16 protein-coding genes are annotated in these 20,057 nt (G+C 35.0%); 12 read left to right on the top strand and 4 right to left on the bottom strand.

The annotated features are described in order from the left end of the window. Positions 1-97: 97 nt before the first annotated feature. The 8 genes from AC3RVF_RS15470 to AC3RVF_RS15435 all read left to right on the top strand — a co-directional run bounded on the left by AC3RVF_RS15470 (position 98) and on the right by AC3RVF_RS15435 (position 11,119). Positions 98-2,239 (top strand): catalase, encoded by a 2,142-nt coding sequence (locus AC3RVF_RS15470; protein ID WP_489693749.1) that lies wholly within the window; start codon positions 98-100, stop codon positions 2,237-2,239. Between the two features lie 663 nt (positions 2,240-2,902). Next, a complete protein-coding gene (locus tag AC3RVF_RS15465; protein WP_489693748.1) occupies positions 2,903-3,742 on the top strand; it encodes a helix-turn-helix domain-containing protein in 840 nt (279 codons plus the stop codon). A 210-nt stretch (positions 3,743-3,952) separates the two neighbouring features. Beyond that, the gene (locus AC3RVF_RS15460) at positions 3,953-5,455 is read left to right on the top strand and encodes an aldehyde dehydrogenase family protein (RefSeq protein ID WP_489689936.1); all 1,503 of its coding nucleotides are present in this window, start codon (positions 3,953-3,955) and stop codon (positions 5,453-5,455) included. A 370-nt stretch (positions 5,456-5,825) separates the two neighbouring features. Beyond that, positions 5,826-7,172: a DEAD/DEAH box helicase gene (locus AC3RVF_RS15455; protein WP_489693747.1), complete on the top strand. Its 1,347-nt coding sequence runs from the start codon at positions 5,826-5,828 to the stop codon at positions 7,170-7,172. Then, positions 7,172-8,485 (top strand): DEAD/DEAH box helicase, encoded by a 1,314-nt coding sequence (locus tag AC3RVF_RS15450; protein ID WP_489693746.1) that lies wholly within the window; start codon positions 7,172-7,174, stop codon positions 8,483-8,485. Before AC3RVF_RS15455 ends, AC3RVF_RS15450 begins: the two co-directional genes overlap by 1 nt. Before the next feature lie 513 nt (positions 8,486-8,998). Further along, complete coding sequence (locus AC3RVF_RS15445; protein WP_489689939.1) at positions 8,999-9,190, top strand: cold-shock protein; 192 nt, start codon at positions 8,999-9,001, stop codon at positions 9,188-9,190. A gap of 227 nt (positions 9,191-9,417) precedes the next feature. Beyond that, positions 9,418-9,870, top strand: coding sequence for a KTSC domain-containing protein (locus tag AC3RVF_RS15440; RefSeq protein ID WP_489689940.1), 453 nt, complete (start codon positions 9,418-9,420; stop codon positions 9,868-9,870). A gap of 391 nt (positions 9,871-10,261) precedes the next feature. Then, entirely contained in the window at positions 10,262-11,119 is an 858-nt protein-coding gene (locus AC3RVF_RS15435; RefSeq protein WP_489693745.1) for a YitT family protein, read from the top strand. Between the two features lie 69 nt (positions 11,120-11,188). Here AC3RVF_RS15435 and AC3RVF_RS15430 read toward each other — a convergent pair whose 3' ends face one another. Next, entirely contained in the window at positions 11,189-11,623 is a 435-nt protein-coding gene (locus AC3RVF_RS15430; protein WP_489689942.1) for a hypothetical protein, read from the bottom strand. 129 nt (positions 11,624-11,752) lie between these two features. On the opposite strand from AC3RVF_RS15430, the gene AC3RVF_RS15425 reads away from it, so the two are divergent. Then, entirely contained in the window at positions 11,753-12,433 is a 681-nt protein-coding gene (locus tag AC3RVF_RS15425) for a DUF2461 domain-containing protein (protein ID WP_489689943.1), read from the top strand. Between the two features lie 74 nt (positions 12,434-12,507). Here AC3RVF_RS15425 and AC3RVF_RS15420 read toward each other — a convergent pair whose 3' ends face one another. Then, positions 12,508-13,764, bottom strand: coding sequence for an OmpA family protein (locus AC3RVF_RS15420; protein ID WP_489689944.1), 1,257 nt, complete (start codon positions 13,762-13,764; stop codon positions 12,508-12,510). 116 nt (positions 13,765-13,880) lie between these two features. Next, positions 13,881-14,297, bottom strand: a complete 417-nt coding sequence (locus AC3RVF_RS15415; RefSeq protein WP_489689945.1) for a glyoxalase — start codon at positions 14,295-14,297, stop codon at positions 13,881-13,883. A gap of 165 nt (positions 14,298-14,462) precedes the next feature. On the opposite strand from AC3RVF_RS15415, the gene AC3RVF_RS15410 reads away from it, so the two are divergent. Beyond that, positions 14,463-16,001: an NAD(P)H-hydrate dehydratase gene (locus AC3RVF_RS15410; RefSeq protein WP_489693744.1), complete on the top strand. Its 1,539-nt coding sequence runs from the start codon at positions 14,463-14,465 to the stop codon at positions 15,999-16,001. A 67-nt stretch (positions 16,002-16,068) separates the two neighbouring features. Here the strand turns inward: AC3RVF_RS15410 and AC3RVF_RS15405 are convergent, their stop codons facing one another. Further along, positions 16,069-17,433, bottom strand: a complete 1,365-nt coding sequence (locus AC3RVF_RS15405; protein WP_489693743.1) for a TlpA family protein disulfide reductase — start codon at positions 17,431-17,433, stop codon at positions 16,069-16,071. Positions 17,434-17,613: 180 nt separating this feature from the next. Here AC3RVF_RS15405 and hutH point away from each other — a divergent pair, with 180 nt between their 5' ends. Together hutH and AC3RVF_RS15395 are read left to right on the top strand one after the other, a co-directional pair. Further along, complete coding sequence (hutH, locus tag AC3RVF_RS15400) at positions 17,614-19,122, top strand: histidine ammonia-lyase (RefSeq protein WP_489693742.1); 1,509 nt, start codon at positions 17,614-17,616, stop codon at positions 19,120-19,122. Positions 19,123-19,162: 40 nt separating this feature from the next. Further along, positions 19,163-20,050: a T9SS type A sorting domain-containing protein gene (locus AC3RVF_RS15395; RefSeq protein ID WP_489693741.1), complete on the top strand. Its 888-nt coding sequence runs from the start codon at positions 19,163-19,165 to the stop codon at positions 20,048-20,050. The last annotated feature ends 7 nt before the right edge of the window (positions 20,051-20,057 follow it).

Genomic DNA, 20,057 nt, shown 5'->3' with positions numbered 1-20,057 from the left:
ATTAATAATTTTTAGCTTTAAAACATTACAAGATTAAACTCATATTGATAAATACAGTAATTTTAAGTAAAAACTAAAATTTCAAAAGAAATGTATTATGAGTAAGAAAGATAATTCCTCCGAAAAGCCAACTAAAAAAATAGAACAACTTCAAAAAGATACGTGGAATGTGGAAGGTTCTACTATGAAAACCAATCAAGGTTTGAAAGTAAACGATACCAATAACTCGTTAAAAGCAGGAGAACGCGGAGCAACCTTGTTGGAAGATTTTCTATTACGAGAAAAGATAACTCACTTTGATCACGAGCGCATTCCAGAACGTATTGTACACGCTCGCGGAAGTGGGGCACACGGGTATTTTGAATTATACGAAGCAATACCACAATTTACAAAAGCTGGAATTTTTAACGACACTAAACGTCGTACTCCTGTATTTGTAAGGTTCTCTACGGTGGCGGGCTCTAAAGGCTCACCCGATTTGGCCAGAGATGTACGTGGTTTTGCTACTAAATTTTATACAGAAGAAGGAACTTGGGATCTTGTGGGAAACAATATGCCAATTTTCTTTATTCAAGATGCGATGAAGTTTCCAGATTTGGTTCATTCTGTAAAACCTGAACCCAATAACGAGATTCCCCAAGCGGCTTCTGCACACGATACGTTTTACGATTTTGTGTCGCACGCAACAGAAACACTTCACAATCATATTTGGGCTATGAGCGACAGGGCTATTCCGAGAAGTTTTAGAATGATGGAAGGTTTTGGTATACATACTTTTCGTTTTATTAATGAGAAAGGCGAGTCTCATTTTGTAAAGTTTCATTGGAAACCTAAATTGGGCGTGCATTCGGTAACTTGGGATGAAGCCGTAAAAATAAACGGTGCAGACGCCGATTTTCACCGTCGCGATCTTTGGGAGGCAATAGATGCAGGCCATTACCCAGAATGGGAGTTTGGAGTGCAAATTGTACCCCAAGCCGATGAACATAAATACGATTTTGATTTGCTAGACCCTACAAAACTTATTCCTGAAGAGATGGTTCCCGTTAAGATTATTGGAAAAATGACCTTGAATAAGAATCCGGACAACTTCTTTGCAGAGACGGAGCAAGTTGCATTTCTACCCGGACATATAGTTCCGGGAATAGATTTCACGAACGACCCACTATTACAGGGAAGACTTTTTTCATATCGCGATACGCAACTCTCAAGATTGGGCACGCCTAATTTTCATCAAATACCTATTAATAGACCTGTAGTTGAGGCACACAATAATCAGCGAGATGGACAGATGCAGATGGATATTCCAAAGGGACAAACGGCATATTTTCCAAATTCAATAAGTGGTGGTTGTCCACATTTATCAAAAATGGCTGAAGGTGCTTTTGGAAGTTATGAAGAGCGCATAGATGCCAGAAAAGTGCGTACACGCAGTGAAAGTTTTAGCGACCATTTTTCGCAACCAGCGTTATTTTATAGAAGTTTAACCAAGTGGGAGAAGGAACACGTTGCAGATGCATATACTTTTGAGTTGGGCAAATGTAAATTAGACCATATAAAAGAACGGATGCTTTATATGATCGATCAAATAGATAGTGATCTCGCTAAAAAAGTGGGTAAAGGATTGGGAATGAAAGTGCAGAAAAAGATTGATGGCCCCATAAATCAAGCTATTGGAGCTGATGCAGACATCAAAAAACATCAACCTGGGCCAAAAAAGAATTATCTGGAAAAATCTCCGGCATTAAGCCAAGCAAATACAAAATTTGAGAGCATTGCTACTCGCCAAATAGCTGTATTGGCGGCAGATGGATTTAGCATGAAAAATTTAGATAAAATGAAATCTGTTTTAGAAAAGGAAGGCGCTACGGTAAAAATAATTGCGCCTATGGGTGGCACAATTACGTGTGATGAAAAAATGAAGCATAAAGTAGATGCGTCCATAATGACAACGGAGAGTGTGCTTTTTGATGCGGTTTATATTCCTGGAGGAAAAAAATCGATTGATGCTTTAGGAGAAAATGCGAAGTATATTAAATTCGTAAATGAAGCTTTTAAACATTGTAAAGCCATTGCAGTTGATGATGAAGGCAAAGAATTTTTGATGAAAACTTATGCCGGAAAACATACTGAAGACAAAGCAATATTAATAAACAAAGAAGCTAAAGCATTTAAAAAGGCCATACAACAGCACAGAAATTGGGATAGAATGGAAATTGCTGAAGGAGTGCCTGTATAATAGAAACTAGCAACTTTGTATTGACTGTACCATATTTTAAGTAAAGCCTCCATTATTAACGTGGAGGCTTTTTCAATTAGAATTGTTAGTCTATTATTCAGCAAAAAACCATCCGTATTATGGATGGTTTTTATGGCTAATTCTATTCTTTTTTATAAAATTTATGTGCTTTACAAAGCTTTTATTTGAATCTATCTAAAAAAATAGATTCCGTTTTACTTTCATTTATTCATAATAACCTCCTTTTTTTATAGATTAACTATGCAAAATTAATGTTTCATTCAATTGATGATTAACACATTATAAATTTTTATTATCGTAAAAAATTAAATTTTTGAACTATATCATCTATTTCGAGCAACATGAAGCCGATCGAACCTTGATATTTGTTTGAGACCACCGTTTAATTAAAACAAATTTTAGAGCCGAGTTTGGATTTAATAGCGATTTATGGATTGGTTCTGGACTTATTTGAGCCCTGAAGCTGTTGTGACAGACAAAATATCTAAAAACTAGTGGATGAATATAATTACCGTGAAAGCGAAACGAATTATATGGGCGCGCTATTAATTTTTTGTGTATAATGATGTATAGATAAATGCTGTAATATTTAACTAAAAATTCAATTGTCTGCTATTAGGCAATACTTCAAAATATACGAAAATGCCGATAGAGAATATCCCAGAAATATACATTGCCCGCGAAAAGGAAAGGCCAAATCTATTTGTCTACGATTTTAAGATGACTAATGATGTGGTTAAGAGCAAGGTTAACTTAAGCATGAATATGTTTAGTTTTCTTCAAGTAGGGAAAAAGCAAGTACACTTTGCAGGAACCTCTGTGGAGGTAAACAAAGCACAATCATTACTACTCAAAAAAGGAAATTGGTTATGGACCGAATTATTAGATGTAGAAGCTATTTACTATTGCAAGCTCTTCTTTTTTTCAGAAAAAAAATTAATCGATTTTTTAAGTAAATACACAAAGGATGTAAAACCATATAAAGAAGATGTGCCTTATTTTGTAATTGAAAATGATGCTTATATAGCTGCGTTTATTAGCTCCTTATCTTCAATAACGTTTACAAATGCTAGTTATAGTCATGCTATATTGGATTTAAAATTTGAGGAAATCATGCTGTATTTATTGAACAAATACGGCAGTAAATTTGAATATTACTTACACTCTTTAATATCTAAAGAGGTTTCCCCATTTAAAAATGTAGTAGAAAGTAATGTGCATTCTAATTTAAAACTAGCGGAAATTGCATTTTTATGTAATATGAGTTTATCTACTTTTAAACGTCAATTTACGAACGAATATAACGAACCACCCGGAAAATGGTTACAAGACAAGCGCCTACAAAAAGCTAAAGAATTACTTCAAACAGGCGATTTAAAAGCATCAGATATTTATATAAGCATTGGTTACAACAACTTGTCTAACTTTAGTATAGCCTTTAAAAACAAGTTCGGGGTTAGTCCAACAGATATTTCGAATTAAAAACTAATTTATATAAATACCTGTATTTTAGACAGATATAACACCTGTCATTTCTCCGTATTTTACAATATTTAAAATTGACCCTTTTTCATAAGTTATTGAACCGTATCAATAAATAGACAGCTAGCATCCCACCGTACATTTGCATTGTAATTAAAAGACGCTTGTTTTTTGGCAGGCGATATAATAATTAAAAGTAAATATATAATTATGGCAAATGTAACAAAACCTGTATTTAAAGAAAGATACGAGAATTTTATTGGCGGTAAATTCGTGGCTCCCGTAAAAGGAGAGTACTTCGACAATGTATCTCCAGTAGACGGTAAAGTGTTTACGAAAGCTGCACGTTCAACGCAAGAAGATATTGACCTTGCACTCGATGCAGCACACGATGCGTTCCCCTCTTGGAGTACTTCTTCAGCTACAGAACGCAGTAATGCATTATTAAAAATTGCACAAGTAATGGAGGATAACCTCGAATACTTGGCAACTTTGGAGACTATCGATAATGGGAAACCAATTCGTGAATCTCGTGCAGCAGATATCCCTTACTGTATAGATCACTTTCGTTATTTCGCAGGTGTAATTCGTGCAGATGAAGGAAGTATCTCTGAGCATGATAAAAACACGTTGAGTATCGTTTTAAACGAACCTATTGGTGTTGTTGGTGAAATTATTCCTTGGAACTTCCCAATGTTGATGCTAGCTTGGAAAATAGCTCCAGCTTTAGCAGCAGGTTGTACAGCGGTTGTAAAACCAGCAGAACAAACTCCTACTAGTGTAATAGCATTAATGGAACTTATAGGCGATATTTTACCAGCGGGTGTATTAAACATTGTAACTGGTTTTGGTGCAGAAGCAGGACAAGCTTTGGCAACGTCTAAGCGTATTGCAAAACTTTCATTTACTGGCTCTACGGAAACAGGACGTAAAGTTTATCACAATGCAGCCGAAAACATCATTCCTGTAACTATGGAATTAGGTGGAAAATCACCGAACATTTTCTTCCCATCTGTAGCAGAAAAGGACGACGAATTTTTTAGCAAAGCTATTGAAGGCGCGTTAATGTTCGCTCTTAACCAAGGGGAAATTTGTACGACTCCATCACGAATCCTCGTTCACGAAGATATTGCCGATCTTTTTATCGAAAGAATGCAAGAACGTCTAGATGCAGTTAAAACAGGAAACCCGTTAGATCCTGAAACTATGATTGGTTCTCAAGTGTCTAAAGCACAATACGAAAAAATCTTAGGTTATATCAACATCGGTAAAGAAGAAGGAGCAACCGTATTGGCCGGTGGAGACGCTGGTAACTACGAAGGTGAAATTTCTGAAGGATATTATGTCCAACCTACCGTATTAAAAGGAAATAACAAGATGCGTGTATTTCAAGAAGAAATTTTTGGACCAGTTGCAGCTTTAACTACATTCAGTTCTACTGAAGAAGCTATTGCTATCGCAAACGATACTCCTTACGGACTAGGTGCCGGGGTTTGGTCTCGTGATGCTCACGAATTATTTCAAGTTCCTCGTGCTATTAAGGCGGGTAGAGTTTGGGTAAACCAATATAATACGTATCCTGCACACGCCCCATTTGGTGGTGTTAAGGAATCTGGCTTTGGTCGTGAAAACCATAAAATGGCATTAGATCATTACCGTGTGGTAAAAAACATGTTGATCTCTTACGACAAGAAACCTATGGGATTCTTTTAATTGAAACTTTTAAATAAGTTAATAATAAACCCCGGTAACTCCGGGGTTTTATTATTTTATGAAACAACAAAATTATAAGTATTGCAATTATTCGAAAAGTAAAAAGGCTTAAAACTAAGTGTTTATATAGGAATTACTTCTTCAATGCTATTTAAACAAAAGCTATTATAAACCGTAATTCATTAAAAGTTATACCAGTTCATTTTAAGTTCACGTCAGCATTCGGATTGCTGGGCACTTATAATTTGATGTTCATTTGTAGCGATAGTACTAATTTGGGATTTGATTATTAAAATACGTTACACTAACTTCCTGCTATATTTACACGGTGCAACCAAAAGCATAGCTATCTTTGCAAAAACATAATTTTATGCCCAATACTTTTTCCTCTTTAGGAATTAATCCTTCATTACTACAAAGTTTAGCTGAGTTAAACATTGCTGTACCAACAGACATACAGCAAAAAACTATCCCGTTAATTCTAAACCAGACCAAAGATGTAGTGGCATTGGCGAAAACAGGAACTGGAAAAACTGCAGCTTTTGGCCTGCCGTTACTACAACTTATTGATAGCAAAAACACTAATATACAAGCAGTAATTCTTGCACCAACACGCGAGTTAGGTCAGCAAATACACACTAACTTGGTTGCTTTTGCTTCTCATAGTTCTGAAATTGGCATCGCAGCAGTTTGTGGCGGTATTCCTATAAAACCACAAATAGAGCGATTAAAAGGCACTACTCATATTGTAGTTGCTACTCCGGGTCGTTTGGTAGATTTAATTAATCGAAAAGCAATTGACCTTAAGAGCGTTGCCTATTTAGTGCTGGACGAGGCAGATGAAATGGTAACTGCGCTGAAAACTGATTTAGATAGTATTATTGCGGAAATTCCAAAAGGCAGAAGAACACTATTGTTTACAGCTACTATGCCAGGCACCATTAAACAATTGGTTCAAAATTATATGAGCAAACACGTGCTGCATATTGAAGCCGATATGGAAACAATGGGCCATCAGGGCATTGATCATCAATTTTTGGTAGTGGAGCCAATTGAAAAACTAGAGATATTACTTCATTTTTTAAGTTCCAAAGAAGGGGAACGGGGAATTATTTTCTGTAAAACAAAAGCAGCGGTAAATAAGCTAGCAAAGAATCTAGCTATCAATAAATTTTCATCGGGCGCTATTCACGGTAGTCTTACGCAACCTATTCGCGACCGAGTAATGGGGCAGTTTCGCGAAGGACATATCGATATTTTGGTAGCTACAGATTTAGCAGCACGAGGGCTAGACGTAAAAGAAATAAGCTACGTAATTAATTACCATTTACCAGATACCTATGAAACCTATGTGCACCGAAGCGGAAGAACGGCTAGGGCAGGAGCAAAGGGGCTTTCGGTAACTATACTTCAGCAAGAAGAGGTTTTTGAAATCCCAGAATTTGAAGAAGAATTGGGTATTTCATTTACTGAAATGAAAAAACCAGACGCCCAAAGCACGGAAGAAAGCAATACGCTTTTATGGGCGAAGAAAATTTTTAAAACAAAACCAAACAGAACTATTTCGGCGGAGTTAAAAGAGAAAATTAGCACGGTATTTCATCATTTAACAAAGGAAGAACTGATAGATAAAATACTCGCTCATCAATTGGCGCAAACAACTATTACAGCTCCAAAAGAAGAAGCACCAACAAAGAAAAAGAAGAAGCAGAAATAATGGCAAACGAAACAAAAAACCAAAAGGATATTCTGGCTAAGCTAGGTATAGCGGCCTTAAACCCTATGCAGGTGGAAGCCATTGCAACTATAGAAAAAACTACAAATACTATCTTACTTTCCCCAACGGGAACAGGGAAAACCTTGGCTTTTTTATTACCTATTATTAAAAATTTAGATATAGACAATCCAGAAGTACAAGCGCTGATTGTGGTTCCTACTCGCGAATTGGCTATTCAGATTGAGCAAGTAATTCGCAATATGGGTTCTGGTTTTAAAGTGAACGCGGTTTACGGCGGAAGATCAAAGAGTAAAGACAAAATTGAATTAAAACATACGCCGGCAATTTTAGTAGGTACTCCAGGTAGAATTTTAGATCATTTTGATGATGATCGTTTTTCGAAAGCAAGTATTTCTACTTTGGTATTAGATGAATATGACAAGTCGCTAGAGATTGGTTTTGAAAGCGAAATGAGCGAAATTATTATTGAATTGTCTGGTGTAAGTAAACGTATATTAACATCTGCTACACAAGGAGTTGACATACCAAAATTTGTAAAATTAGATAAGCCAACAGTGCTAGATTATTTGTCGGAAAAGACAGATCCAAAACTTGCAATTAAAACGGTCATTTCACCTGATAAAGACAAGCTGAGTACTTTATTGAAACTTGTTCATTATCTTGGAAATCAACCTGGAATTATCTTTTGCAATTTTAGGGATAGTATTGAAATGGTGAGCGATTTTCTAACTGAAAATAAAATAAGTCACACAAGTTTTTCGGGCGGAATGGAACAAAAAGACCGAGAAAGAGCGCTTATAAAATTTAGAAATGGTACGAGCCAAATACTGCTAGCTACCGATCTTGCCGCCAGAGGAATTGATATTCCCGAATTAAAGTTTATAATTCATTATGAGTTGCCACATTCTGCAGTAGAATTTACGCATAGAAACGGAAGAACGGCAAGAGTAAATGAAAAAGGCACGGCTTATGTGCTGAAGTGGAAAAACCAGTTATTGCCAGAGTTTATAGAAAAAACAGAACCGATAGAAATTCCAAAAGCAGCACCCTATGTGGAGCAATATTGGGAAACCCTCTTTATTTCTGGAGGAAGAAAAGATAAAATCTCGAAAGGAGATATTGCGGGTCTTTTCATAAAACAGGGAAACATAAATCAAGACCAATTGGGTTCGATAGAGCTAAAGCAAGATTGTGCGTTCGTTGCAGTTCCATTAGCAATTGCAAGTCAATTAGTAAGCAAATTGAATAACAGCCGCCTTAAAAAGAAGAAGGTGCGAATTTATATACTTTAACGACTATTTTTTATTATTTATTTGAAAATCAATTCTTTAACATTTAAGTTAGAAAGAGTAGTGAATTTTGTCTACATTTACATTACAAACAATTTAGTCAGCCTATCTTTTTTTAATTTCTACCCAATTTTAATTAATCCTTCGCTTTCTACTATACTTTAATAGTTGTAGTGCCACAGGCGTTTTATGGTAAAAACCAATAGGATTAAGAACAATTGTTCTCTTCAAAAGTTTTCTTCATAATACAATCGCTAACGGCGGCAGCGCCATTGTTTGGCTAAATGTTAAGTCACAAATTATTGTGAGTTAGTATAGGTTTCGATATACTATTTAAAAGAGTAATAGCTATTAGAATAATTCGCTTGAAAAAATGAATTTGAAAACAATCAATTAAATGCTATGTGTGAAATAAATTGCTGTAATTCAAAAAGAAGTAAAACATCAATTTAACAAAGAGAAATAATGTTAAAAGAATTTATAAATAAATTAATCAATTTTAAAAAAGTAAACACAATGAAAGAAGGTACAGTAAAGTTTTTCAATGAAGCCAAAGGTTTTGGTTTTATCAAAGTAAAAGACACAGATCAAGATATTTTCGTGCATTCAACCAATCTTATTGATAACATCCGTGAGGATGACAAAGTTCAATTTGACGTGGAGCAAGGAGAAAAAGGTCTTAGCGCTATAAAAGTAAGATTACTATAACACGCTTATCAATAACAATATAAAAACCATCTTAACGGATGGTTTTTTTTATGTGAAATGCCCAATTTCATATACAACACATGGTTTATTTTGATAATTAAGTCACGTACAATTTCGAAATAATAGAATAAATATGGAATAATATATTGAAGCTAGAATTAAAACCACTGCATAAATAGTTCATTCTTCAATATAAAGGCGTACTTTCGCGCCCGCAAAAATAATTTATGAAACGCATTAACGAATACAAAAAACTCTTTGGAGTTGAAAAGGATATAGAGCTTAAAGCCCTTAAAACCAGCTACCGTAATTTGGTAAAAGAATGGCACCCAGATAAATTTCAAGATGGAGACGAGCGTCGTGAAGAGGCTGAAGTTAACAGCCGCAAGATTATAGATGGTTACCACTTTTTAGTGAGTATTGCTCCAGAAACCAAAGAAGCTAATTTAGAAGAGTACACCGAAACTATTACTAATTCTGGAATCGCCGATTTTCAGCATAAAGGTATGTTGATGGAAATTACTTATTTAGATGGTAGTACTTATGAATACTTTGGTGTAACGAGACAGATATATATTAAAATGGTAAACAGTGATAAACTGAACCGTTTTGCTAAGCGTACTATCTATCCAAATTATCTTTATAGAAAATCTAAGCGCACCTTAGAACCTGCTTCGTAGGTTTTTAGTGGTTTAAAAAATAATTATCACAATGTTTTCTCAAAGAATAAATAAAGCTGAGAAAAATTATCATAGCTTTGCGCCTTAATTATGAAAGAATATCGCTCAAATATTAAACGTAAGATGCACGGAAAAATCTCCGGGGTGTAGGGCAATTATATATGAAAATATTAAAAGCGTTCCTCCCCAAAGAGGAACGCTTTTTTTGATTAATACACTATTGAAAATGACGAACACAATAAATTATTATATCATTAAGCGCCACATGTCGAAGCATACTCGCAATCATATTCTCGTACATCAAAGTGAATGATAAAAACCATTATAAACGTTTTAAAATCCCTTTGATAAGTTAAAAATCAAAGGGATTTTTTTATTTAATACAATCAACATGAAAAGAGTTATCGCCATCAAATTAGAAAAGCAAATTGTACTCACAGAGTTAAAAAGCTATACCTACGTATTTCTAGGGTCGCTACTGCTTTCCGTTGCTTATGCACTTCTTATTATTCCTCATAACATCGTGCCAGGCGGTATTTTAGGGCTTAGTATTGTAATTAAGGAAGTCACTGGATTTTCGGTAGGTTCGCTTGCACTATTTATAAATATTCCGTTACTGCTTTGGGGTACTAAAGTATTGGGAGCTAAAACAGGTTTTAAAACTTTGCTTTCTATGATTTTAGTGTCTTTTTATATAGATCTAATTTCATCATTAACAGGTGGGAAAATTTTTATAAATGATGTTTTAATGTCATCTGTTTTTGGAGGTATAATTGTAGGTATTTCAATAGCTATAGTTATGAATGCAGGAGCGACCACTGGTGGTAACGATATTTTAGTTCGAATACTTTCAACAAAACTAAGATTGCCCTACAATCAACTAATTCTTATAGTAGATGGAATAGTTATTCTATTGGGAATAGTAGTATTTGCAGACTTTACAATGGCGGCATATAGTGTGGTAGCTATTGTAGCCATTAGTAAAACAATTGAATATTTTATAAAAAAATCTGTCCAGAATAAAACCATTCTTGTTTTCTCATCGAAAAATCAATTGATACAAGAAGAAATATTATTAAACCGAAAAAGTACAGACGGCATTTTGAAACTTATTCACCACGATAGCAATGAAAAGATGACTTTGATAACAAAAAATAATAAAAAGCTCGAAGTGGTTAAAAATATTATCTATAAAATTGATCCTAACGCTAACATTACAGTGTTGGAATCAAACAGTCTTTTAAGTTAAGTTGGTTTGAATTAAAAACGTTTTGGCATAACATGTACGGTGTTCCGCCAAAACGTTTTGTTTTATAAATTAAACAATCCACCCATTTCGGGCAGCTCCTTTGCTATAAAAATATTCGAATATTGCTAGTGCGATTACAATAAGTGGCATTATAAGCGATTGAGGGCCCAAAGCGGTTACTGTATCCAAAACAAGAATCCAATACAATTGAACTATAAGTACTGCAATTAAAGAGACTCCAAATAGTGCGATAGCCAACTTTTTACGCATTAATAAAAAGATGCTTGCAAGTAATCCTCCAATTACTGCTATTCCATAAACAATAATATTCCACGAAGGCGCCGAGTTCATTAATTCTAGTTGTTCGGGTGGCATTGCAGCCTTCATTTCTTCTGTCATTAAAAAATATTCTGAAGCCCAAAAAAATACTCCCAATAAATTCCATAAAAGAGCAATGACGGCAATAATCCAAAAGGCTGTATTAGGTTTTGATACTGTATTCATAATAAGATGGTTTTAGGTTGTTGGTATAAATATAGTCATTTTTGAAATTGAAGATATTACTTGCTTTCTAGAAACCGGTCTTTTTTTCTTCCATGCCATAAACCTATCTTTACTATTCAAAAAATAACTATGAATCCAACTATTCCGAAATCAGCTTTTGATTTTCTGTTGACATTAAAAGTGAATAATAACCGCGAATGGATGCAGGAGCATAAAAAGGAGTATTTGGCAAACGAGAAAACTTTAAAACAGTTTTATGCAGCTATAGAGAAGGATCTTAATATTGCAGATGAAATTGCCAAAATTAAAATCTTCCGAATAAACCGCGACATTCGTTTTAGTAATGATAAAACACCCTACAACTTTCACCGAAGTGTAAGCTTTAGCAGGGCGGGAGCTCAGCGCCGTGGAGGTTATTACCTTCGATTGGAATCGGGAAATAGTTATATGGCAGGAGGTTTCTTTGATCCAAACCCTGCAGATTTGCTTCGAATTAGAAAGGAATTTGAGATGGACAGTTCGGAAATTCGCGAAATTCTAAATCAGAAGGATTTCAAAAAAGCCTTCGGAAATTTTAATCAGGAATATGCAGTAAAAACTGCCCCAAGGGGATTTGACAAAGAAGATAAAAACATTGATTTAATCAAGCTTAAAAACTTCTTCGTAAACCATCATTTTACGGACAAAGAAGTATTTGCTCCAGATTTTAAAGACAATTTGATACATCATTACCAATTGCTACGTCCATTTTTTAATTATATGAGCGATGTATTAACAACAGATTTGAATGGAGTATCTACTATAGAATAGTTATCACTATTAAATATTAAAACAAAAAAGAGCCTTCCAATGGAAGGCTCTTTTAAATTGTATTATTTATTATTTTATTTAAGTCTAAAAGTAACTCTACGTACCAACTGTCTTGCTGGAGAAGAGGACTTGTCAACACTAGTGTCTTCACCACCACCGCGATAAGTCAATCTACTCGCCGAAACTCCAGAAGCGATTAGAATATCATACACACGCTTAGCTCTGTTTTCAGAAAGTGTTTGGTTGTAATTTGGAGATCCAATTTCGTCTGCGAAACCTATTAGTTCAGCATTTGCTGAAGGATGATCTTTCATATATCTCATCAAGTAGTTGATAGCTTCTAAAGAGTAAGTTTCAGGCTTGTCACTATTAAACTGGAAGTAAACATTTACATAACCTTTATTTAATAACTCTGCGATCGCACTATCTCCACTATCATTAATAGTACTACCAATTTTCATATAGCGAGCATCTAATGGGCTTTCTAATTCGTCTGGGATACCGTTTTCGTTTTTATCTACCGCTACACCTTTACTATCTACAGTTACTCCTGAAACAGTATTTGGCTCACGATCTAAATAATCTGGCACACCATCTTGATCTGTATCTATAAGATCAGTCTCAATTTTTGAAATTCTTTCTTCGTGATCTGCAAGTTTGTCTTTAAATACACTTTCTTGTGTATACCAATCAGCGTGTTTTTCATTCTTACCTAAGTAGAAAGTAAGTCCTGCTGAAAAGTTGAGCATTAAACCATCGAAAGCACCAACCGTTGAAGAAGATGTACCATCCCAAGTTATATCTTGGCGCGTATTTCCAATAGCAGAAACGTCTGCTGTTAAAGCAACGCGATTACCAAGCCTAAGTTGCGGAGTTAAACCAACAATTGCGTGAAGCATTTGATCGTTATTTGCATTATCAATTGGTTCTTTTGCACTTAATTGCGAATACCCTGCACCAGCATGACCAAGCAGCCCAATAGTATTAGTCCAACTCTCAAAATTTAAAATAGACCCTAGATTGGCAACTCCTTGAAGGGAGGTTCTATAATAATTAGATTTAAAAGGTCGAGTGTCTTTCTTTTCTTGGAGAGTGCTGTAACCAAAATCTAATTTCAGTCCAAAACGGTTATTAAACATATAGCGCGTACCCAAACTAATTTGTCCGAAACCAGGGGTTGCAGTTGCATACCCGGCTGCCATCGGTTGTCCATTTTTATGTAATCCACCCGCTAGTTCAACAGACCATTTGTTATAGTCAAATGATTGTTCCTCTTGGGCATATATAAAACATGCGGAAAGTAGCAGTAAAGGAAAGAGTAGTGTTTTCATAATTATTTGTTCTTTAGTCAGTATAGCAGCAAATTTAAGGAAAAATCTGTTAGTTGTAACAACTATTTAAAGAAGTTTTAACATAGCTGATATCGCTCTGACACCTTTAGTTTTGCTTATGTACTGATTAATAAGCTTATCTTGTCGAAGTACAGCAAATTGTCTTTTAAACGCTCTTTTACAATATTCATCATCCGTTTATTCAATGCAGAAGAATTTTGAATATAAAGTTCAAATTCTTCCAGCGTAAATTGACCTATAATAACACCTTTTAGTGAATTTCGGAATTTCATATCCTTATGAATAGCGTTTTCTATATAATCCAATTTCTTCTCAACACTAAGATTATAAAAAACATCTTTATGCTTATTAACGTAATTTTTAAAAGCTGCCAGTAAAAGTTCGTGTTGAAGTTTTATTACGGGTCTTAGGGTTTTATTCTGAAAACACTCATCGGCAGACATATTGTTGTTAATTTTTGCCGTTGGAATATCGGGGCGCATACTTAAAAGTAAACTATCTCTTGTTTCCATAATTTGGTTTTCATTAAAATTATAAAGAATAAAGGGCTTTCTGAGCGAACCATCAATTAGTTATAAACGTTGTTTTCAACAATGCGAAGTAATGTTCTTATATTTGAAAATGGTGAAATAATAAACCCGCCATTTCAATTTTTAATTTTTAAAAGAAATTTATAAATGAAAATATTATCCTCAGAACAATTATACGAAGCCGATCAAATTACGGTTGAAAAACAAGAAATTACTTCAGAAGCATTAATGGAGCGTGCTGGTTTACAAATTTTTCAATGGTTACACCATCGCCTAAATGGAGCGCCTGTTCCTATCCGTATTTTTTCTGGAATTGGTAATAATGGCGGCGATGGCTTGGTGGTGGGAAGGTTGCTGATTGAACATGGTTATAACGTAATTGTATATGTAGTAAATTGTAGCGACAAGCGCTCAAAGAACTTCCTTTTGAATTATGATAAAATAAAAAACGTCTCCAAAAAATGGCCAATATTGATGAAGGGTGAAAATGATTTCCCCGAAATTAACGCAGAAGATTTTATTATAGATGCTATTTTCGGAATAGGATTAAACCGATGTCCCGGTGGCTGGGTAAAAAAATTAATTCAATATTTGAACGAAAGTAAAGCGTTCAAGCTTTCAATTGATATGCCTAGCGGACTTTATTCAAATTCGGCTTTGGAAGATAAAGATGCCGTGTTAAAAGCAAACCATACGTTAACATTTCAGACCCCAAAATTATCTTTCTTTTTGCCAGAAACAGCGCCCTATGTTTCAAGTTTTGATGTTTTGGAAATTGGATTGGATGTTGAATTTCTTCAAAAAACTGAACCATTAGCTCAATTAATTTCGAAACTGGAAGCTCGACGGTTTTATCAGCCACGTGAAAAATTTGGACATAAAGGCACCTACGGCCACGCATTGATAGTTGCAGGAAGTTATGGGAAGATTGGCGCAGCCGTACTTTCAACTGCTGCCGCCTTTAGAGTTGGCGCGGGCATGGTTACCACTTTTGTGCCTAAATGTGGTTATACAATTTTACAGACCACAGTTCCAGAAGCAATGGTTATAACAGATAAGGAGGAAGATTATCTAAGTGAAATAACAATAGGTTTTGAACCATCAGCCATAGGAATCGGGATGGGGCTCGGAAAAAATAAAGCTACAGTGGAAGCTTTGAAAAATATATTAAAGAAGAAAAACATACCCTTTGTAATTGATGCCGATGCTTTGAATATTATTTCAGAAAATAAAAATTTCTTGAAACTACTTCCGAAGAATTCTATTTTAACGCCTCACCCGGGAGAGTTAAAACGACTTATTGGTGAGTGGAAAAACGATTATGACAAACTCGAAAAAGCTAAAAAGTTTTCAGAAAAACATAATGTTGTCCTTATAATTAAAGGTGCATACACTATTACAGTTTATGGAGATAAACTATATATAAATACTACTGGAAATCCAGGAATGGGCACGGCCGGTAGTGGAGATGCGCTAAGCGGGGTAATTACGGGTTTACTTTCGCAAGGTTACGACTCGTTACTAGCTTCGGTTTTTGGCGTGTATTTGCACGGAAGTGCGGGAGATATTGCTGCAGAACAATTGGGCTACGAAGCTGTGATGGCGGGCGATATTATCGGGAATATTTCAGAAGCAAATTTAGAATTATTTGCAACAGAAGAAATTGAAAATAAAACAAACGCTTAAAAACAAAAATGTCTGTTCGAGCGGGGACGAAATTCTCGACTGCGCTCGAACAGACATATTAATTTACCTACATTAATACATCGATAGTTTCTCGCAATTTTGGATCTGAAGGTCTCGGAGCATCCGCAGAAATAATATTGCCTTGTGGATCTACCAATATAAATCTTGGAATTCCTAAAATAGCGTAATCTTCTACAAACTTAGATTTCCAGTTATTATCTGCCATCAATTGCTTTCCGCCTAAATTCTTTTCGGAAACCATTGCTTTCCACTTGTCGTAATCTTTCGCTACATCAATAGAAATACTTACAACCTGTACATTCTTGTTTTCGTATTCTTTTTCAAACTCTTTTAAAGCAGGAATTTCGCGTAGGCAAGGTCCGCACCAAGTAGCCCAAACATCTATGTAAACATATTTACCTTTTAGGCTTTCCAATGTAGTTGTACCACCTTTATGATTTTCAAAATTGAAAGTAGGCGAGGGGTTGCCTTTAGTAATGGTTTTAAGTTTGTTATATCGCACTGTTAGCTTCGCCAAATTTTCTGGGTTTGGCGTACTATTTTTATAAATATTGAAAGCGTCGTCTAATGTTTCATCTGGCTTAAGTCCAAACTGCAAATATGAAGTCATTATTTTATCTTTTGCATAGCCGTTTGGTAAACTTTCGTCTACCTTTTTTAGAAACAAAACGTTTTGGTTATTTACCGCTTCTATAGTCTCTTCATTTATTAGTCTGTTAAAATGTGCATCTAGCAAACCTTGATACGCTACTGAATTCCTGTAAGCAAGCGTATCCTTATAATTGATGTTTTTTAATTCGTCATAAAAACCGTCCGAAACTTTATAATCTGCTATTCCTGTAAAATAGCTATGCGCGTTTTTATAATTTTCAATCATAAGCGCTCTGGCATATTTGTCTTCTTCAGCAAGTTTTTTCTTAAAACTATCATTAGTAATAGTGTTTACTGCATATAAACTATCGATACTTTTTTGGTTGGTTTCTAATTGTTTTAAGAAGTCAGCTTCAGCTAATGAAAAAACTTCCTTATTATCCATATTTTGCTCATTCCAAAGGTATTTGGCGGCTAAAAAATTGTTAACGCTTCCAAGGTCGCCTGTATATTTTAATGATTCGTCAAACTCATTCGCATTTAGATTTACAGAAAGATTCATTCCTTTTTCCAAATAAATTGCTGTTCGTTCACGGCCAACGTACAATTCGTAGAAACCGTCTTCCTTGATTCGCAGTGTATCTGCAAACGTTCCACTTTCGCTAATTGGAGTTCTGAGTTCAAAATCGTTTCCACGTACAAAAACAGTTTCTCCTGTATTGTTTTCAACTGTTCCACTAATTAAGGAATATTGTGGCTTTTCTTCCTGATTACAGGCAATAACGGAAAGCACCAAAAGGAGTAAGCTTAATTTTTTCATTTATCTAAATTTTTAATTTAATCGTAAAATTACATATTGAAATAACATTTTTTAACATTGTAAGCTTTTATTTTTCTGAAATGCACTTTTATCGTGCGGATAATCACTCGCAGCTTTTGAATGTTAGAAAGGTAGCATAGCAATTAAAAAACAGTATTTTTGCGTAAAGCCACCTACTCAATGAAAACTCATTATATAAGTTCAGAAATCCTCGATTTGTCTATAATTAAGGATATCATAGAAAATCATACGGACCTCGCACTTTCTGAAGAAGCACAACTCAACATAAAAAAGTCTCGAGAATATCTTATTCATAAAATGAAGAATAATGAGACGCCCGTTTATGGTATAAACACTGGGTTTGGTTCTTTGTGTAATGTTAAGATTTTTTCAGAAAATCTTTCACAATTACAGGAAAATCTAGTAATGTCTCACGCTTGCGGTACTGGAGAATTTGTTCCAAAACCTATCATAAAAATTATGCTTTTGTTGAAAATACAATCGCTTAGTTATGGTTATAGTGGCGTGCAAATTGAAACTGTTGAAAGATTAATTGATCTTTATAATAATGATATTTTACCTGTAATTTATTCGCAGGGAAGTTTGGGCGCCTCTGGTGATTTAGCTCCTTTAGCACATCTTTCTTTACCACTGCTTGGTAAAGGCGAAGTGTATTATGGCGGCGAACGAATGGCTTCGGAAAAAGTATTGAAAAAATTTAATTGGGAACCCATTACGCTGCAAGCAAAGGAAGGACTCGCATTGTTGAATGGCACGCAGTTTATGAGTGCTTACGGCGTTTATTGTCTTTTGAAAAGTTATAAGATTTCATACTTGGCAGATTTAATTAGTTCTATTTCTATAGATGCTTTTGATTGTAACATGAGCCCTTTCAATGCGTTGGTGCATTTGGTGCGTCCTCACAGAGGGCAGGTGAAAACTGCTGAACAAATCTTAGACTTTCTTGAAGATAGTGAGATAGGTCTTTCTGAAAATAAAAATGTTCAAGATCCATATTCGTTCCGTTGTATACCGCAAGTTCACGGAGCTACGAAGGATACTATAAATTTTGTGCATAAAACATTTAAGACCGAAATTAATTCGGTGACAGACAATCCCAACATTTTTGTAAATGAAGATGTTATTATTTCTGGCGGAAATTTTCACGGACAACCATTAGCGCTTGCCTTGGACTATTTAGCTATTGCAATGGCCGAACTGGGAAGTATTTCGGAAAGAAGAACGTATCAATTGGTTTCTGGAATACGGGAGTTACCAGCATTTTTAGTAAACAACCCTGGATTAAACAGTGGTTTTATGATACCACAATATACTGCGGCAAGCATTGTGAGCCAGAATAAACAATTGGCAACGCCAGCCTCAGTAGATTCTATTGTTTCATCAAATGGGCAAGAAGACCATGTAAGTATGGGAGCCAATGGAGCCACAAAATGCCTGCGAGTAATAGAAAATATTGAAACTATTTTAGCAATAGAATTGATGAATGCTTCTCAGGCCCTAAAATTTAGAGAGCCTAAAAAATCATCTCCTTTTATAGAATCATTTTTAAAGCCTTATCGCTCCATAGTTCCGTTTATGGAGAACGATAGATTATTAGCAGACGATATTCACGCGAGTGATGCTTTTCTGCAATCTTTAAATGTGGATGCCGATATTCTTTTCGGTTAAAAAATAGTACCTTGATTCCGAAAAGCTAACTTTATAAAATATGAAACCAATCTTTACATCGCTTGCTGTTTTATTTATTTCACTTTCGGCTATTGCGCAGGACTATGAGCCAATTTTAAATGAACGTAATGAATGGCATTTTACTACTTGTAATTTTGGGTGTACTACAGATGTTTATTTTACAGATGGCGACACCCTCGTAAATGGGAAGACCTATAAAATACTTGATGGGTATCATTATATATCGCGAACATTTCTACTTCGGGAAGAAGTAGCCGAAAAGAAACTCTACTTTTTAAAAATTCGCACTGGCGGTGGAAATGAAGAATCTTTACTATACGATTTTTCACTACAAGTTGGCGATACTACTAACATGCTTAATCCTCTTTCGCCATTTCCGCAGAATGGAGGCTATTTTAAGTTAGACTCTATTATCCCACGACCTTTAGTAGACGGGGAAAATTATGATCATTTCTATTTTTCACCCACGCCTTCAAATACTATAAGTACAGAAAATGCTGTTTGGGTGGAAGGATGTGGTTCGCTTTCACTTATAAATGCGCCCGGTGGAAATCCAGATTTTAATGGGGTAGGGCAGTTAAGTTGTTATTTTAAAAATACTGCTGCTTTTTATACCAATTTAGATTCTATTGACGATTGCAAGCCAGTTTATATGGATATCAAAAAGAATAATTTGGAAGAAGTGGTGTTGTCAAAATTGAACAATAGCGAAACTTGTTTGCTTAATAATGCCACAAATATTACTCGCGCAACAATTTATAGCTTAACGGGAAAGAAACTTAAAAGCGTTGAAAATAATTTCGAGAAGACTATTTCTATTAATATGACTAGTTATAGCTCTGGCACATATATTATTCTAGTTGACGGACTAGCGGGCACTAAAAGAACTTTTAAGATTATTAAGTAAAGTCAGA

This window comes from Aequorivita sp. IT1183 (assembly GCF_058068265.1).
The sequence above is the reverse complement of the archived record's forward strand: the minus strand, read 5'-3'. Positions and strand labels throughout refer to the sequence as shown.

Bases quoted from the DNA above. Each gene is read 5' to 3' on its own strand.
- AC3RVF_RS15470 (WP_489693749.1), top strand. From the start codon at position 98: ATGAGTAAGAAAGATAATTCCTCCGAAAAGCCAACTAAAAAAATAGAA.
- AC3RVF_RS15465 (WP_489693748.1), top strand. From the start codon at position 2,903: ATGCCGATAGAGAATATCCCAGAAATATACATTGCCCGCGAAAAGGAA.
- AC3RVF_RS15460 (WP_489689936.1), top strand. From the start codon at position 3,953: ATGGCAAATGTAACAAAACCTGTATTTAAAGAAAGATACGAGAATTTT.
- AC3RVF_RS15455 (WP_489693747.1), top strand. From the start codon at position 5,826: ATGCCCAATACTTTTTCCTCTTTAGGAATTAATCCTTCATTACTACAA.
- AC3RVF_RS15450 (WP_489693746.1), top strand. From the start codon at position 7,172: ATGGCAAACGAAACAAAAAACCAAAAGGATATTCTGGCTAAGCTAGGT.
- AC3RVF_RS15445 (WP_489689939.1), top strand. From the start codon at position 8,999: ATGAAAGAAGGTACAGTAAAGTTTTTCAATGAAGCCAAAGGTTTTGGT.
- AC3RVF_RS15440 (WP_489689940.1), top strand. From the start codon at position 9,418: ATGAAACGCATTAACGAATACAAAAAACTCTTTGGAGTTGAAAAGGAT.
- AC3RVF_RS15435 (WP_489693745.1), top strand. From the start codon at position 10,262: ATGAAAAGAGTTATCGCCATCAAATTAGAAAAGCAAATTGTACTCACA.
- AC3RVF_RS15430 (WP_489689942.1), bottom strand. From the start codon at position 11,623: ATGAATACAGTATCAAAACCTAATACAGCCTTTTGGATTATTGCCGTC.
- AC3RVF_RS15425 (WP_489689943.1), top strand. From the start codon at position 11,753: ATGAATCCAACTATTCCGAAATCAGCTTTTGATTTTCTGTTGACATTA.
- AC3RVF_RS15420 (WP_489689944.1), bottom strand. From the start codon at position 13,764: ATGAAAACACTACTCTTTCCTTTACTGCTACTTTCCGCATGTTTTATA.
- AC3RVF_RS15415 (WP_489689945.1), bottom strand. From the start codon at position 14,297: ATGGAAACAAGAGATAGTTTACTTTTAAGTATGCGCCCCGATATTCCA.
- AC3RVF_RS15410 (WP_489693744.1), top strand. From the start codon at position 14,463: ATGAAAATATTATCCTCAGAACAATTATACGAAGCCGATCAAATTACG.
- AC3RVF_RS15405 (WP_489693743.1), bottom strand. From the start codon at position 17,433: ATGAAAAAATTAAGCTTACTCCTTTTGGTGCTTTCCGTTATTGCCTGT.
- hutH (WP_489693742.1), top strand. From the start codon at position 17,614: ATGAAAACTCATTATATAAGTTCAGAAATCCTCGATTTGTCTATAATT.
- AC3RVF_RS15395 (WP_489693741.1), top strand. From the start codon at position 19,163: ATGAAACCAATCTTTACATCGCTTGCTGTTTTATTTATTTCACTTTCG.